Source organism: Peribacillus sp. NPDC076916 (assembly GCF_050269675.1).
Classification (GTDB): domain Bacteria; phylum Bacillota; class Bacilli; order Bacillales; family DSM-1321; genus Peribacillus; species Peribacillus aracenensis.
On the sequence record NZ_JBNNIU010000007.1, the window covers coordinates 82,079 to 98,562 of the forward strand.

A 16,484-nucleotide genomic window follows, 5' to 3' on the forward strand; every position below is an offset into this window, starting at 1 on the left:
TTCATTCTCCTTTATACTTCCAGTGTTTCCTGGTGCACAGGCCATCTCTCTAAACGATAAGCCATTTCCCAAAATGAATATTCATATTGGCTGCTCAGGATAAAATGCTCTTTCATTCTCTCCTTATCTTCGTCCGTTACTTTTTCAGCAATCTCATCCAGCCTCGCAATTTGTTCTTCCACCAAAGTGCGGAACCACTCTCCTCCGTACGCCGCTATCCATTCTTGATAAATCGGCTCTTCGGGTATGCAACCTTGCAGCTTTTCACCTATTTCATAATACAGCCAGTAACACGGCAAGATGGCTGCAATAACATCACCTAAATGTCCCGAATAAGCTGCACGATACATATGGGAAGTATAAGCATAAGCAGTCGGGGCGGGTTTGAAATTGTCCCTTTCTTCTTTTGTGATGCCTAATCTCTCAGAAAAATTCTCATGAAGCTTCAACTCCGCTTCATATGTTCCTTGTGCATGGCCGGCAAGCCTGCTTGTTGTATGTAAATCTGTAGCTTTGACTGCCCCTAAAGCTTGAACCCTGGCAAAATGAGATAAATAATAGGCATCTTGCATGACATAAAAACGAAAACATTCCAATGGCAATGTGCCATCTCCTATTCCTGCAACAAACGGGTGATTAAAACTAGCTTCCCAAATATGATCAACTTCCCGACGAATTTCCTCTGAAAACTTCATGTCCCTTACCTCCAATTTGTATTTTTCAATGAATCTTACAGAAAAAACCTTTTATCACCCCTTTTTTTGCAAACAAAAAACCACTTTCTTAAACGTAAAGAAAGTGGTTGTGCTTGAAAAAATACAGAATCGTATCGTTCCAGACCCCACTTCCCTACGCTGGTATAAACCAGATCAGGTTCTAAGGGTCTTAAAGTCATACTTTAATCTCAGCTTCTGCGGTAAAATAAACTTTTACCATTAAAGCACCCCTAGTGGTACAAATTGTATATTTAATTTCCATTTGCCTTTATATTAACACGATAAACCCAATTGTCAAACATATTAGAAAAAGTTTTCAACCTAATGCTTTAAGTTTACTAGCCTTTCAATCTTGCATAACCACCCAACTATATTGATTTTTAAACCATTGTTAATCCACCATTTACGGAAAGAGTTTGCCCCGTAATATACCCTGCATCTTCCGAAACGAAATAGGCAACAGCACTGGCAATGTCCTCTGGTTGAGCTAGCCGGCGAAATGGAATCGCTTTTTCCAAGGCACCTGCTATACCTTCATTATATGAGCCTATTTCTTGAAATAGGGGCGTATCTGCAGGACCTGGCGCAATACAATTGATGTTGAGTTTGTGACGTGCCATTTCTCTTGCTATCGTTTTTGTGAAGGCAATCACCCCTCCCTTAGCAGCCGAATAAACTGCCTCTCCACTTGATCCTACTCTAGCTGCATCAGATGCAATATTTACTACCTTTCCGTAACCATTTTCAATCATGAGAGGTAAAATTTCCTTGCAAGTATGGATCTGGCCAAGTAAATTAATATCGATAATCCTTTTCCAAGTGATAGGATCACTTTTTAAAAAAGGTTCCACCTTATCCCAGCCTGCATTATTAACCAATATATCTATTTTATGATAATGATTCACTGTTTCTTCAACGGCTTTTTTAACACTTTCTAATTTCGTTACATCACAATGGACGGCTCTGGCTCCAAAACCCGAATTTTCGATTAAAGAAACCGTTTCCTCAGCATTTTTATGATTTATATCAGCCACGATGATGTTAAAATTGCGAGAAGCCAATTTTTTTGCAATCTCTCTGCCAATTCCGCTTCCGGCACCGGTAATAAATGCGATTCTTTTATTCATATATTTCCCTCCACTTTCACCATTTAGTCAATACGGATTTATTTAAACTGCTTATTTCTTGTCGACTAACTTTTCATTTATCATTTCCCGGAGCCGGAATTTCTGGATTTTCCCGCTTGCCGTACGAGGAAAGTCATCCATAATTTCAAGAAATTCTGGCCAATATTGTTTGGCCAAACCCTTTTGCGAGAGAAATTCCTGCATGGATTCCATCGTGATCGGGCTCTTCCCCGTTTTCATGCTGATACATGCACATGCTTTTTCCTGAAGACGGGAATCTGGAACTGCAATAACCTGAGCGCTAGAAATATCCGGGTGTTCATACAATACATTTTCTACATAAGCGACTGGAATATTTTCACCGCCACGTATGATTATGTCTTTGTTTCTTCCAGAAATTCGAATATATCCTTCTTCATCAATGAAAGCTCGATCACCGGTAATGAACCATCCGTCACTATATTCAGCTAAAGTATCATCGATCCGTTTAAAATAGCCGACAAAAAGAGCCGGACCCCTTACTAATAAAGAGCCTTCTATATTCGGGGCACAGACCTTCCCTTCAAAATCTACGACCTTTAGTTCCATTCCCGGAAACGGAATTCCGTCGGTATTCGTCAGTTTTTCTTCTGGATCTTCAAGTCTCGTCAAGGTTACCAAGCCATCTTCCGTTTGACCCCACCCTGACAATATCTTGAACGGGACTTTTTCCATGGCTTCCTTTACTAAATGCCTGGGAATCGGGGCACCTAAAGCTACGAAGACTCGTAGCGAATTAAGGTCATACCTTTCTATCCCCTCCATTTGGACCGTATCTTGCAGATAAGGAGTAGCTCCGGCCGTAAACGTTATCTTTTCCCTCTCTACCCATTCAATAAACTCTCTCGGATTCCAAATGTCTTGATAGACTCCCGTACCTCCAATATGTGTAGGGAGCCTAACTCCATAACCAAAACCTGTTTGATGGGCGAACGTTGACGCCATGAAAAGAACATCATCGGATGTTAAATGTAAGCGGTCAATCCAATAATTCGTTGATATACAAAGAGTATTATGGGTATGCATAACTCCTTTTGGACTTCCTGTGGTTCCGGAGGTAAAGATAATTTCAGTCACATCATTGGGGTCAAGTGTGATTTCATCCAAAATAGCTGAATCCATCCGGTCTTCCCAAGGTTCCTCAAATAAAGAGGAGAACAGTTTCATCCCATTCGGCGCACTGTCACCCATCACGTATATATGTTTCATTGATGGCCATTGATGACTTAGTCTTTCAATCATGTCAGGGTAATAAAACCCACGGAAATACTCTGGTACAACAATCATTTTAGATTCTGCCATCCCAACCATATAGCCAATTTCCCTATCTCGATAAATTGGTATCAATGGATTGCTAATGGCACCGATTCTTGTAACAGCATAATGCAAGATTATAAATTCATTCCAGTTAGGCAGTTGAAAAGAGACAACATCCCCCTTACCCAATCCTATATGCAAGAGACCCAAAGCGATCCGATCGACCAACTTACCAAGCTGCTTGTAAGTAAAACTACTTTTTTTATCGATAATCGCCATCTTATCTGGATGCTTTACTATAGCATCATTCAAATAATCCAAGATGGTACGATTTGGCCAAACGCCTTTAAATTCCCCCACATATTCCTGAGTCAAAATCGTCTCCAATTTCACCAGTTTTCATCCCCCTCATCAACCTCTGAATTTTTTAAAATCTACAGGCCTCTTTTCTAGGAAGGCGTTTTTTCCTTCTTCCGATTCTTTTGTATTGTAAAACATTGCTAAACTGCCCATCGATAGTTGAGAAATCCCTTGAATGTTGGCACTATCTGCATTAAAGGAATATTTGAGCATTTTTAGCGCAGTAGGACTCTTATCAAGGATCTTTCTTGCCCATTCCTCTGCTGCCTCTTGCAATTGTTCCGAGGCAACGATTTTGTTCACAAGTCCCATTTCTTTTGCTTCTTGTGCAGAGTATTGTTCACATAAATACCAGATTTCCCTTGCTTTCTTTTCTCCGACAATTCGTGCTAGATAAGCTGAACCAAAACCTGCATCATAACTACCGACCTTTGGCCCACTCTGGCCAAATTTTGCCGTGTCAGATGCAATGGTTAGGTCACAAATGACATGCAGAACATGCCCGCCTCCGATGGCAAACCCATTAACCGCTGCAATGACCGGCTTAGGAATGTTGCGGATCGTTTGGTGCAGCGTTTCGATTTCCAGTCCCATTCCGCCCCCTAAACCACCCGAATGATTATATCCTCCTTCTTCTCCCTTTTCTTTTTGATCTCCACCTACACAAAATGCCTTCTCACCTGCTCCCGTAAGAATCACGATACCAACACGATTATCATCCCAAGCGTCCCGGAAAGCCCAAATTAATTCCTGAATGGTTCTGGCACGAAAAGCGTTATAAACTTTAGGTCTGTTCATTGTTATCTTTGCAATCCCACCATTTTTTTCATAGATTATATCTGTTAATTCCATCGTTTTCATTCCCTTCATTATCTTAGTGATTTGCCTTGTATCCCATCATTTCACTGTTAATTACGAACTTAATCGGTACGACTGTGAATAATTTCAGTTTCTTCGTAATAGTTTCCGTTTCAACAGAATGCAAAAATACCAATCCATTGGACTAATGAGAACGGAACTCCTTTCCTATAATGTCCTTTGCAATGACCATCATATTGGCTTGAGCAGTGCCATCACCAATTTCCAACCCAATCACATCACGCAAGCGTTGCTCAAGAGGCATTTCCTTCGTATAAGCATAATGGCCATTCAGCAGTAAACATTCATGGATAGCTTCTACACTATATTTAGGACCTAACCACTTAACGGAAGCCGATTCTTTACTATGATTCAGCCCTTGGTCACGAAGCCAAAGGCCTCGGTAGGCTTGCCACTTCACCAGTTCTAATTGGGTATGGTGGGTCACAATGGGGAAGGAGACCCCTTGATATGTCGCCAACGGTTTACCAAATGAATGCCTGATTTTCACATATTCGATGGTTTCATCAATACTTTGTGAAGCGGTGCCCACACATTGCAGACCTATTAACAGCCGACTTAAATCAAACCCATTCATCACTTGGGAAAACCCTTTATTTTGAAGACCGATCATATACTCTTCCGGAATCTCGACATCTGTTAAATATATCGAACCTCTTCCAATGGGGATATTCCCCATGTCCGTGTACCCTCTACATTCAACACCCGGAATATCGGCAGGTACCATGAAAGCACTTATCCCACGATTTCCCCATTCAGGTTCCGTCTTTGCAAATAAAACAAATGCATCTCCACACATAGCAACACTTATTCCAGACTTTTCTCCATTAAGCACATACTTATTTCCTTTATGTACAGCTGTTGTTTTAATTCCGCCCGCATCCGTACCGGCGGAAGGCTCCGTAATGGCAATGCCAACAATTTTTTCACCGCTTGAAATTTGGGGAAGCCACTCCTTTTTCAGTTCCTCGCTAGCGTGATTATTGATAATTTCACCGATTAATGCATTCAACATCACCGCGTAAGTAAGGTTGAAATCACCACGACCTATCTCCTCAGCAGCTATCCCCGTTGTCACACAATCCGCACCGCTTCCGCCATATTCCACTGGAATCCGAAGGCCATTCACGCCAAGATCACCCAGCTTTTTCCACAAGTGTTTTGGAGTAATCTCTTCGCGATCCCATTTTGTATAATGTGGAAGCAACTCTTCCTTCGCAAATTCTTTCAATATTTTACGAAAATAATCTTGCTCTTCCGTAAAAGAAAAATTCAGCACATCATTACCCCCTTGATTAATTACTAATTTATCTGAACCCATATTTAGAACATTCTACGAAACATGAAACCTCTTACATGACAAACTATTATTGCAAGTTGTGTGCCAACTTGAATCCGCTACAATTTTGGCTATAGTTTCCAAAACCTTTCGCATGTTTGCATTTTTCTCATTTCTGCAAATCAAATTTGCGAAACCTCAAAAAAAATACACACTTTATAAGTGTGCCCTAATGGTTACCCTGATTACATTTCATTGGATGATACAGCTATTTCAATTTGTATTTGGCAATTTTCCTATATAAACTAGCAACATGAATTTTCAGCTTTTGAGCTGCTAAAGAACGATCCCCTTCCGAATCTTTCAATGCCCGCTGAATGGCGGATTTTTCAGCATTGCCTACAACTTCATCCAACGTACCGGACATAGAATTATCCATACATGAGGGAACCTCCAATATGAAATTAGGTGTAAAATATAAAGAATCCAGAGTTAGAGTCCCTCCATCTACGATATTCATTCCTCTTTCGATTATCGCTTTGATTTCACGGATGTTACCAGGCCATTCATATTGGATAAGCCAATCTTGGAGTTTAGGATCTATTTCTTTCACATTGGACCCTAACTTGTTATTGAAATGCTCGATGAAATGATATGCCAGAGGAAGAATATCTTCGTGCCGCTCCCTTAAAGAAGGAATTTTCAATTCAAAAACATAAAGTCGATAATATAAATCTTGGCGGAATTTCCCTTCTTGAATAAGGGTTCTTAAATCCCTGTTCGTCGCCGCGATAATACGTATATCAACATTTTTAGTCCCTGTCCCGCCTAGTCTTTCCACTTCCCTTTCCTGTAAAACTCGTAATAGCTTTCCTTGAGCCTGATAGGGCAATTCAGAGATCTCATCTAAAAACAACGTACCATTTTGGGCTAATTCTATTTTTCCAGGCTTACCTTCTTTTTTTGCCCCGCTAAAAGCGCCAGCTTCATAACCAAAAATCTCCGATTCAAATAATTCATCTGGAATCGCGGCACAATTTACCGGCACAAAAGGCTGTGCCTTTCTTGTACTCAAACTATGGATCGCTTGGGCAAAAAGTTCCTTTCCCGTTCCCGTTTCCCCTGTAAGCAGTACTGTTGAACTGCTAGTAGCTATTCTGGCGGCCAGCTCTTTTACCCTCTCTATCTCCTTACTCTTTCCAACAATCTCTTCGAAGCTATATCGACTTTGAACAACGGAATTTTTCTTGGCTTTATTCTTCTCCAAAGTGTTGGCAAAATACATTAGATCACTGTATTCCAGTTCGTCCTGGCGGATTATTATGGTATAAATGGTATCAGCTTCTCGTCGAAATACCCTTATAAAACAAGAGTGTCCGCTGATCACACCAGAAAACACATGTTTGTGGGCCAGAACTTTCAAAGAAAAGTTGGAAGAAGTGTGAATGACTCTCGTAATGGACTTTCCTATCAAATCAGTCGGCATCATCATGAAATATTCATAAAAATCAGCAGTGGCGCCTATAATTCTTCCATTTTCATCTACTTCAATTGATCCCCAATTCCTTATTGCGTTTTTAACATTTTCCATTCACATCACCTAATACCTTGATTACTTAAAACAAAAATTACAACTTGACCCTTAATGACTTCAATTCCTGCCTGATTAAAGCAAGTCACCTTTAGCGTAACCCACTCTCTATTCAAATTAATATCAATGACCTCCAGTTCCGCTGAAATCATATCGCCTATATGTACTGGATGATAAAAGACCAATTCCTTTTGTAAAAGTATACAGGCACTACCCGGGAGTTTTTCACTGATCACTTGAGTGATAAGGCCTTCCGTTAACAAACCAGGTACAACCGGCTTGCTGAAATTACTTTTCCATGCTTCTTTATTCACTTGATAAATCGGACTGTAATCTTTTGTTAATTCATTACATAATTTTACGTCAGATTCATTAAATGTACGTTGTATACTAGCAACCTGGCCGATGGACAAATCAGTGATTGTTAAACTCATAACATCGCTCCTTATCTTTTCAGAATATTCAATTTTAATATAATACTAACTATACATAACTTTCCAATCAAATACTATAAAAGGGAGTTCGTTTGTAGTTTTACTCGTGTATTTGGATGGTTTACCCGTAATTTCAGCCGGTTTATTCATGAATTTGGGTGCTTTACAAGTGAGTTGGACGGTTTTACTCATGAATTCAGCCGGTTTACTCGTAAGTTGGGCGGTTTTACTCGTGAATTCAGCCGGTTTACTCGTGAGTTCTTTTATTTTCTAAAAAATGACCTAAATGTCAGGGAACAGTTGCATGACTGTCCGCTGACATTTAGGTCATCTACTAAAAAATAATATTATACATTCGATGTTGCTTTTAGTTTTATATTTTCCTCAATCTGCGGTTTATCATAGCTGCCAAACCTCTCTTTCACAACGAGTAACGCCAGGGCAGCCATTATGCTCGGGACTGTGAAGGCCATAAATGCATTTTGTGGCGAATAGTTTGCAGCAAGCAATAATCCTATTAATGTAGGGGCAACAATCGCTCCAATTCTACCAAAAGCCAAGGCCCAACCTATCCCGGTGGTCCTTATCTCACGCGGATAATATTCGGATATATACGTATTGGCCAAATTCATCGTGCCAACTGTACAGGCGCCTCCAAAGGCGATCAGAATATATAATGCTACTACATTTGAGGTCAATCCTAATATGACAAAACAGACGGTACCTATGGCACAGAGTGATACAAGTACTCTTCTATGACCTATTTTCCCAACCAAGTACCCTCCAATTATCGATCCGCCAATTTGTCCTATTCCCGATATAAGATTGAAAGATAAACTGGATGAAAGGCCGTATCCGGACTGCTGCATGATTTTGGGTAACCATGTATTGAGTCCGTATACCATAAGTAAACAATTAAAGGCAGCTACCCAAAAAGCAAAAGTGCTAAGAGTACGCTTATTTTCAAAGAGCTTCTTGACTGGAAAGCCCTTTGCCCTTTCTTGGACTTTGGCAAACTCATAATCGTCCGACTCTTTATAGTCGCCTTCAGGGTCAATGCGATTCAGAATTCCAGCAAGCTTTGCTCCTTGTTTTCGAATAACATAATAGGAAAGCGATTCAGGAAATTGCTTCATGAAGAATGGCAGTGCCAGTAAGGGAAGAGCCCCTATCCAATATAAAACCCTCCAACTCATTTGTTCCATCACATACATTCCAATTAAAGAAGCAAGTATGCTTCCGATAGAATAACCACAGTACATAGTGGTTACAATGAGCACCTTATTCTTTTTGGGTGAGTATTCCGCCATTAAGGAGATGACATTTGGCATTAATCCTCCCATTCCCAAGGCTGCTATGAATCGCATAACCGAGAAAAAGGCAGGATTCGTGGCAAAACTTGAAAGTAATGTAAAAACACTGAATAAACATATGCAAATGGCAAGCACTTTCTTCCTCCCTAGTTTATCCGCCAGGGGTGCAAAAATGAGGGCTCCCACCATCATTCCGAACAAAGAATAACTTGCTATTCCGCCAGCTTCGACGGGCGTCAAGTTCCATTCCTCCATCATAAAAGGTAAACCTACTCCGTACATGGCTATATCAAATCCATCGAAGGTAATTGCGAACAAACACCACATAAAGACCATTAAGTGAAAACGGCCAAATCTACTATTACCTACCACTTCCGAAGCATTAACTTCACGCAATTAATTCCCTCCCCTTTGCCATATTTCACGATATAACATGTAATGTCAGTTTCCCTAGTTCACCGTAATCTGCTATAATTTCATCGTTTGCCTGTATGGAAACGGCATCTGTAATTCCGCCTACCAATACAATCATTCCAGCTTGAATGGAAAGTCCTTCACGGCTAATCATTTTTACAAGTTCCACAATCGAGTGAATCGGATGATCGAGTACAGCTTCTCCAAGACCCCTCTTTTGCATTTCACCATTTTGATAAAGCGTAACTTCTGCTTGAGCCCAGTCCGTGTGGTACGGAGAATATGCTTGATTGCTAAGCAGGATTTTGGCTGAGGATGCGTTATCCGCTACTACATCGGTCAGTGTAAAAGAAAAATTTTTATAACGGCTGTCAATAACTTCTAGCGCAAGAAATACACATTCTACAGCTGGCCAGACATCTTTCGCCGTTATATTTGCACCTTTCAATTCATCCTTGAACAAAAAAGCAAATTCAGGTTCCACTCTCGGATGAATGAGTTCCCCAGCTTTTAATACTGGTTTAGTTAGTTCCATTGCAGATGTCAACCTGCCATAGATTGCTTCCTCTACCCCTACTTGCTGTTGTTTGGCTTTGCTCGTCAAGCCCATCTTCCACCCGATGAATCTGTTATCACCAGTGATCGTCTCATTTATGCTCAACTTCTGAATTTCATATGCTTGATTTACTGTTAGATCAGGATTGGATATTGTAAGCTTATCCATTTCACGTCCGTTTTTTTGCGATTCGGCTACCCGTTTTGCTAGTTGAACTAGTTTCATCTTAAAGTCCCTTCTTTCTGAAACGCCATTTGCTCAGCTACTTCAATTATGGTATCTTCCTGACCGCCAACCACTTTTTGCCGACCAAGCTCCAGCAAAATATCCCGGGCATCAACTCCATACTTTTTCGCCGCTTTATTTGCATGCAATAAAAAGCTGGAGTACACGCCACTATAACCCATGATTAAACTAGAGTCTGTTATTTCCTGGGGCTTGGGCATGATTGTATTTCCAACTTCCTCCGAAAGATCGAGCATTTTATATAAGTCAATTTCGGTACGGATACCCATCTTATCCAGAACGGCAACTAGCACTTCTGTCTGGGTATTACCAGCCCCTGCACCGAGACAGCGAATGCTGCCATCGATTCTATTCGCCCCTTCTTCAATTGCAATAAGCGAATTTGCCACAGCCAGCGATAAGTTATTGTGAGCATGAAAACCAATATCGATATTCACCTTTGATCTTAATAACCGGATTCGCGTCTTCACATCTTGGGGCAAAAAAGATCCTGCGGAATCAACAACATACACAGCATCCGCTCCATAGGATTCCATTAGAAGGGCTTGTTCAAGAAGTTTTTCCGGTGATGCCATGTGAGACATCATTAAAAACCCGATTGCTTCCATACCGAGATGTTTCGCAGCTTCCAAATGTTGCTTTGAGACATCCGCTTCCGTTACGTGAGTTGCAATCCGCGCCATTTTCGCCCCAACTTGAGCAGCTTCCCTTAATTGGTCGATCGTCCCTATACCAGGGATTAAAAGTACTGAAATAACGGATTGGCCTGCAGCTTCAACAGCGGCTTCCACCAATTCAATATCATTCACTTTTGAAAAACCATATTGCAAAGATGATCCTCCCAGGCCATCTCCATGCGACACTTCAATATAAGGGACACCTGCAGCACTGAGTTTCCCAGTCATGTTCTTTACTTGATCGATGGTGAATTGATGTGCCACTACATGGCTCCCATCCCGCAATGCAACTTCAGTCACCAATACATCTTTACGCAAATGAATCCCACCTTTACAGTTCCGATTACCTTTTTCAAACAAATTGTTCGAATTGGCTTTTAGCGATCTCTTCCCCTACTTTTACTGCTGAAGCGGTCATTATATCTAAATTACCGGCATATACGGGAAGAAAGTCCCCTAATCCTTTCACTTCAAGAAAGACCGTTATTTGTTTCCCATCACATATCGCCTCGGTCTTCAAGCGGTACCCTGGAACATATTCAGATACTTTTTCCGCCATCTTATTTATGGACGTTGTTATTTCCTTCACATCATAAGAATCCGATTGAAGCAGACAATGAATGGTATCCCTCATGATGAGTGGCGGTTCGGCCGGATTTAGCAGAATGATAGCTTTTCCTTTTTTCGCTCCACCCACCTGTTCCAGGGCCCTTGCCGTTGTTTGGGTGAATTCATCAATATTGGCACGGGTTCCGGGACCGGCACTCCTGCTGGAAATTGTCGCTATTATTTCGGCATATTCGACCTGTGCCACTTGACTGATCGCATGAACGATGGGGATTGTCGCCTGACCGCCGCATGTAATCATGTTAACAACCGCCTCATTCAAATTTTCTTTTAAGTTCACGGAAGGAACGATAAACGGTCCGATTGCGGCTGGCGTCAAGTCTATCAGCTTCTTGTTCACCTTTTTCAAGGCTTCGCAGTGAAAAACATGCGCCTTCGCAGATGTGGCATCGAATAAAATGTCTGCAAGCTCCGGCCTTTCCAAAAAACCATCCAGGCCCTTTTCAATGACATGATGTCCGTGCATCCTAGCCTTCTTCAAACCCTCTGATTCCGTGTCGATACCAATCATAACCGACATTTCGAGAACATCCGACCGATGAATTTTCATCATTAAGTCCGTGCCGATATTCCCTGATCCAATAATGCCTACTTTTAGTTTTTTCAAGGCCGCTGGGCTCCTTTCACTCAAAATTAATCGAGACCTTTCCAAGTTTTTCCCCAAAGTCAGCAGAAAAACAGTCACCTGGTTTCGCTTCGATTGCTGCGGATAACGCACCGGACAAAATTACTTCGCCCGCTTTCAATGAACCTTTAAACCCATGCAGTTTATTTGCCAGCCACGCTACGCACGTTGCTGGATTTCCAAGTACCGCTTCACCTGTTCCCTGGTTCATGAATTTCCCATTTTTATAAAGGCTCATTTGAATGGAAGGAAGGTCGATTTCACTCAAGTGAATTTTGCGATCTCCCAGAATATATAGGCCCGATGATGCATTATCCGCCACAGTGTCCGGAAGTTTCATCTTCCAGTCCATCACCCGGCTATCAACCACTTCAATCGAAGCAACCACATAATCAGTGGCATCGATTACATCATTAACCGTAATATTGGGACCATGTAGATCTTTCTTTAAAATAAAAGCTACCTCTGCCTCCACTTTCGGTTGGATCAACCGCAGACCCGAAATACATCCATTATTTTCCATCTTCATTGCATCAAGTAAATGTCCGTAATCTGGTTCATTCACTCCCAGAACCTCCTGCATAGCCTTAGAAGTCAAGCCTATTTTCTTACCTGATACTTCCAGACCGAGCTGGGTCTTCCTTCGAATGGTTTCAAGTTGAATTTGGTAGGCATCCTCCACATCCAAATCGGGAATTTCACTGGTGGGGGCCGAAATCCCTATTCCTGTTTTTTCCGCTTTCAAAAACCTGGCAGACCATTCTGTTAAACTAACGTTCATGATGCTTCCCCCTCCTTTATAATTTAATCGTGACGTTAGACAGTTCACTGTAAAATTCGAAACTATGAGACCCGCCTTCACGGCCGATGCCACTGTGCTTCATACCGCCAAAAGGTGTGCGCAAATCACGCAAATACCAGGTATTCACCCAGATAATGCCCGCCTCTATTTTAGAAGCGACACGATGCGCTCTCCTTAAATCATTGGTCCAGATCGTTGCACCCAGTCCGTAATGAGTATCATTTGCGTGCTCCAGTACTTCTTCTTCCGTTTCGAAAGGCATGACCGTTACCACAGGACCAAAAATTTCTTCCCGTACACAACGGGATTCACGCGTAACTCCGGCAATAATTGTCGGTTCGATGAAAAAGCCATTTTCAAACTGTCCGGCTCTTCTTCCTCCAGTTAATATTTCCGCTCCTTCTTCTTTCGCCAGGTCAATGTAACTCATCACTTTTTTATAATGTTCTTTTCCTATTACAGCTCCTACTTCCGTTTCGGAATCAAACGGATCCCCGACTTTTAGTTTTTTTGTTCGCGTGACCATCTTTTCAAGGAATTCGTCATACAATCCTTGCTGAACATAGATTCTTGATCCACATAAACAAACTTCACCTTGGTTCATGAAGCTTGATTTCAATGTCGTTTCGATTACTTCATCAAGATTCGAGTCTGCAAACACAATATTCGGATTTTTCCCGCCCAGTTCAAAAGAGATTTTTTTCAACGTGGGCGCGGCAGCTTTCATAATCGCCGTTCCCGTTTTTGTTTCTCCAGTGAATGTTATCGCATCGACGTCCGGATGCTCACTTAGAGCAGCCCCAGCTGAATTTACACCATATCCATGCACAAGGTTGACAACTCCATCGGGAACTCCCGCTTCCTTACAAATCTCCATTAACTTTGTCGCTGTCATCGGCGTCAGTTCAGCCGGTTTCATAACAGCTGTATTGCCAGCTGCCAGGCATGGTGCCAATTTCCATGTCAACAATAGCAAAGGTAAGTTCCAAGGATTGATCATTCCTACCACTCCTACGGGCCTCCTAATGGAATAATGAAGTGCGATGTTGTTCTGATTGAAGGATTCATTACCAAGTGTAGTGATATAGTCAGCAAAAAAGTGGAAATTGTGAGCCGAACGCTTGATATCCATTTCCAGTGCAAGGCTATATGGTTTCCCTGTGTCAAGGGTTTCCAACATTGTCAGTTCTTCTTTCTTTTCCAAAATGAGATCGCCGATTCGCCTTAGAACCGCAGAGCGTTCATTATCGGTAAAGGATTTCCAAGGACCTTTAAGCGCATGTCGTGCTGCAGAAACAGCCTGATTCACCTCCTCTTTTCCTCCTTCTGCAACCCATCCAAGTATTTCTTCCGTTGCGGGATTGATATTGTCAAAAGTCTTGGACTGATCTGGATTCAGGAATTCCCCGTTAATAAAGTGTCGGCAATCTATTGATTTAGTTGTATTTATGCTATCTTTTGCTGCTTGCATGAAACATCCCTCTCCCTTTATTGAGACACCCGCTCAGTTCAAGTTCCTCAATCTTGTAATTCCACAATCATTTCAATTTCAATTGCAGTGTTATTTGGTAGCTGTGCCATTCCCACTGCTGAACGAGCATGTCTACCCCTCTCTCCAAATACGGCCACAAGCAGGTCTGATGCGCCATTCAATACTTTGGGCTGTCCTGTGAAATTTTCAGCTGAATTAATCATTCCGAGAATTTTGATTACCTTCTTCACTCTGGATAGTTCTCCAAGCTCATCCTTCAGTACCCTTAGAAGATTAATCATTGACTGCCTCGCTGCCTGATACCCTTCCTCTTCCGTCAGCTCTTTGCCAAGCTTACCGTGATATTCATCAACACCTTGTCCGGATGTGAAAATCAAATTTCCCACCCGGACGTGGCTAACGTAGTTGCCGACCGCTTCCCTTGGCGGCTCAAGCATGATTCCAAGTTCTTCAAGGACTTGTTCTGGTGCTTTTATCTGTTTTTCCATGCTTCTCCCCTCGTGATTCCAAATTTAAAAACCTCAGTGCATTTCTCCCTAAAAGATTCGCTTTCACTTCATCTGATAGATTTAGAGTGTCATCAATTACTTGACCTGGGGGCTTTTCTCTCAATAAAAATGGATAGTCGGAACCCATCAGCACTTTCTTATATCCAAAACGGTCAATCAGATACTGAATATTCCGGGTATCATAGTTCAGTGAATCGAAATAAAACTTTTGTGCATAGTGGCTTGGCGGCATTGATGTTTTTCTTAAATCAGGCCATACTTCCCATCCCTGATCGATCCGCGGTAAAATATATGGAAATGAGCCCCCGCCATGTGCAAAACAGATTTTCAGATCCGGGAACTTTTCCATGATGCCACTCCATAAAATGCTTGCTGCCGCCAATGCCGTTTCACTCGGCATCGCCACTGTATACATGAGATTATGCCGTTCCGTTCGGTCTTTTGCCATTGTTTCCCATGGGTGTATAAACAGTGGGACATTCCACTTTTCAGCCATTTGGAAGAATTCCAATAAAACAGGAGAATCCAGATTTTCTCCATTTACGTTAGTACCGATTTCGATTCCCGCCATACCAAGCTCAAATTTACAGCGTTCCATTTCCCTGATTGCCACTTTCAAATCCTGAAGAGGTACAGTACCGAGACCGATGAACCTGTCAGGATACCTGTTCACAGTCCCAGAAATGAAATCATTCTGGAACTGGGACATGTATAGCGCCTGATCAATTGGCGCCCAGTATGAAAATGTCACTGGCACCGGTGAGAGCACCTGCATATCGACTCCCTCCGCATCCATATCCTGAATGCGTTTTTCAGGGTCCCATACCTGGTCAGTCACTTTCCTGAACAGTTTTCCGCTTACCATGATATCCGCCCCGCAAGAGCATTTCTGCTCTAGCACTGGCCAGCGCCCCTGACCAAATTTACCGGTTAAGTCTGGCAGGTCCAGCGGAAGAATATGTGTATGAAAATCTATTCGCATTTCCAAGCCTCAACGTTTTCTGACATAACATGACCGCATTCACTACAGGTGCGAAGTTCCTTACTTCCGTTGAAAGCCTCGATCGCCTCTTTCACCTGGACCTCAATATTCGTCAATTGGATCGTAACTTTGTGCATCTCATGGTTACAATTCCCGCAAAACCAAACAAAATCTTCAAGCTCATCTTTAGCACGCTTGCGCTCTATGACAATGCCGTAAGTATCAGGTACACGATGAGGAGAATGAGGTACATCAGCTGGCAGCATAAACATTTCCCCCTCATTCACCTCCACTACTTCACGGTCCCCGCTTTGGTTGATGCATTCTACATAGCAGGAGCCTTTTATCTGATAAAACAACTCGTCAGAAGGGTCTACATGAAAATCACGCCGATAATTCGGACCACCAAGAAGCATGACGATGAATTCGGAATCTTCCCAAAGCACTTTGTTATTAACCGGCGGTTTCAATAAATGTTTATTGTCCTCAATAATTTTTATTAGATTTAATGATCTAGCCTGTAATTTTGAAGATTGAGCATATCCTTTCATAAATAAAC

At 41.9% G+C, this 16,484-nt stretch carries 16 protein-coding genes and 1 riboswitch; all 16 genes read right to left on the minus strand.

What is annotated here, in order from left to right; genetic code table 11:
* Positions 1-11 precede the first annotated feature (11 nt).
* Entirely contained in the window at positions 12-695 is a 684-nt protein-coding gene (gene tenA / locus ACQKFG_RS19510) for a thiaminase II (RefSeq protein ID WP_427561907.1), read from the minus strand.
* Between the two features lie 134 nt (positions 696-829).
* Positions 830-958: riboswitch (TPP riboswitch) on the minus strand.
* A 138-nt stretch (positions 959-1,096) separates the two neighbouring features.
* The gene (locus tag ACQKFG_RS19515) at positions 1,097-1,843 is read right to left on the minus strand and encodes an SDR family NAD(P)-dependent oxidoreductase (protein ID WP_427561910.1); all 747 of its coding nucleotides are present in this window, start codon (positions 1,841-1,843) and stop codon (positions 1,097-1,099) included.
* 51 nt (positions 1,844-1,894) lie between these two features.
* Complete coding sequence (locus ACQKFG_RS19520) at positions 1,895-3,532, minus strand: AMP-binding protein (protein ID WP_427561913.1); 1,638 nt, start codon at positions 3,530-3,532, stop codon at positions 1,895-1,897.
* Between the two features lie 18 nt (positions 3,533-3,550).
* A complete protein-coding gene (menB, locus tag ACQKFG_RS19525) occupies positions 3,551-4,351 on the minus strand; it encodes a 1,4-dihydroxy-2-naphthoyl-CoA synthase (RefSeq protein ID WP_192204557.1) in 801 nt (266 codons plus the stop codon).
* 151 nt (positions 4,352-4,502) lie between these two features.
* Positions 4,503-5,657, minus strand: a complete 1,155-nt coding sequence (locus ACQKFG_RS19530; protein WP_228467394.1) for an acyl-CoA dehydrogenase family protein — start codon at positions 5,655-5,657, stop codon at positions 4,503-4,505.
* Between the two features lie 268 nt (positions 5,658-5,925).
* The gene (locus tag ACQKFG_RS19535; protein WP_427561918.1) at positions 5,926-7,248 is read right to left on the minus strand and encodes a sigma-54 interaction domain-containing protein; all 1,323 of its coding nucleotides are present in this window, start codon (positions 7,246-7,248) and stop codon (positions 5,926-5,928) included.
* A 5-nt stretch (positions 7,249-7,253) separates the two neighbouring features.
* Entirely contained in the window at positions 7,254-7,682 is a 429-nt protein-coding gene (locus tag ACQKFG_RS19540; RefSeq protein ID WP_192204555.1) for a MaoC/PaaZ C-terminal domain-containing protein, read from the minus strand.
* 347 nt (positions 7,683-8,029) lie between these two features.
* Complete coding sequence (locus ACQKFG_RS19545) at positions 8,030-9,391, minus strand: MFS transporter (protein WP_427561921.1); 1,362 nt, start codon at positions 9,389-9,391, stop codon at positions 8,030-8,032.
* A gap of 25 nt (positions 9,392-9,416) precedes the next feature.
* Positions 9,417-10,190, minus strand: coding sequence for a 2-keto-4-pentenoate hydratase (locus tag ACQKFG_RS19550; RefSeq protein ID WP_192204553.1), 774 nt, complete (start codon positions 10,188-10,190; stop codon positions 9,417-9,419).
* On the minus strand, positions 10,187-11,206 hold the full coding sequence (gene dmpG / locus ACQKFG_RS19555; RefSeq protein ID WP_427561924.1) for a 4-hydroxy-2-oxovalerate aldolase: 1,020 nt from the start codon (positions 11,204-11,206) through the stop codon (positions 10,187-10,189). The genes ACQKFG_RS19550 and dmpG overlap by 4 nt, the downstream gene beginning before the upstream one ends.
* A 34-nt stretch (positions 11,207-11,240) precedes the next feature.
* A complete protein-coding gene (locus ACQKFG_RS19560; protein WP_427561927.1) occupies positions 11,241-12,122 on the minus strand; it encodes an acetaldehyde dehydrogenase (acetylating) in 882 nt (293 codons plus the stop codon).
* Positions 12,123-12,138: 16 nt separating this feature from the next.
* Complete coding sequence (locus tag ACQKFG_RS19565) at positions 12,139-12,921, minus strand: 2-keto-4-pentenoate hydratase (protein WP_427561930.1); 783 nt, start codon at positions 12,919-12,921, stop codon at positions 12,139-12,141.
* A 16-nt stretch (positions 12,922-12,937) separates the two neighbouring features.
* A complete protein-coding gene (locus ACQKFG_RS19570) occupies positions 12,938-14,413 on the minus strand; it encodes an aldehyde dehydrogenase (RefSeq protein ID WP_349729478.1) in 1,476 nt (491 codons plus the stop codon).
* A 47-nt stretch (positions 14,414-14,460) separates the two neighbouring features.
* Complete coding sequence (locus tag ACQKFG_RS19575; RefSeq protein ID WP_427561933.1) at positions 14,461-14,922, minus strand: RidA family protein; 462 nt, start codon at positions 14,920-14,922, stop codon at positions 14,461-14,463.
* A complete protein-coding gene (locus ACQKFG_RS19580; protein ID WP_427561936.1) occupies positions 14,885-15,931 on the minus strand; it encodes an amidohydrolase family protein in 1,047 nt (348 codons plus the stop codon). Before ACQKFG_RS19580 ends, ACQKFG_RS19575 begins: the two co-directional genes overlap by 38 nt.
* Positions 15,916-16,476 carry a 3-hydroxyanthranilate 3,4-dioxygenase gene (locus tag ACQKFG_RS19585; protein WP_192204546.1) on the minus strand — a complete coding sequence of 187 codons (561 nt, stop codon included), beginning with the start codon at positions 16,474-16,476 and terminating at the stop codon, positions 15,916-15,918. The genes ACQKFG_RS19580 and ACQKFG_RS19585 overlap by 16 nt, the downstream gene beginning before the upstream one ends.
* Positions 16,477-16,484 lie beyond the last annotated feature (8 nt).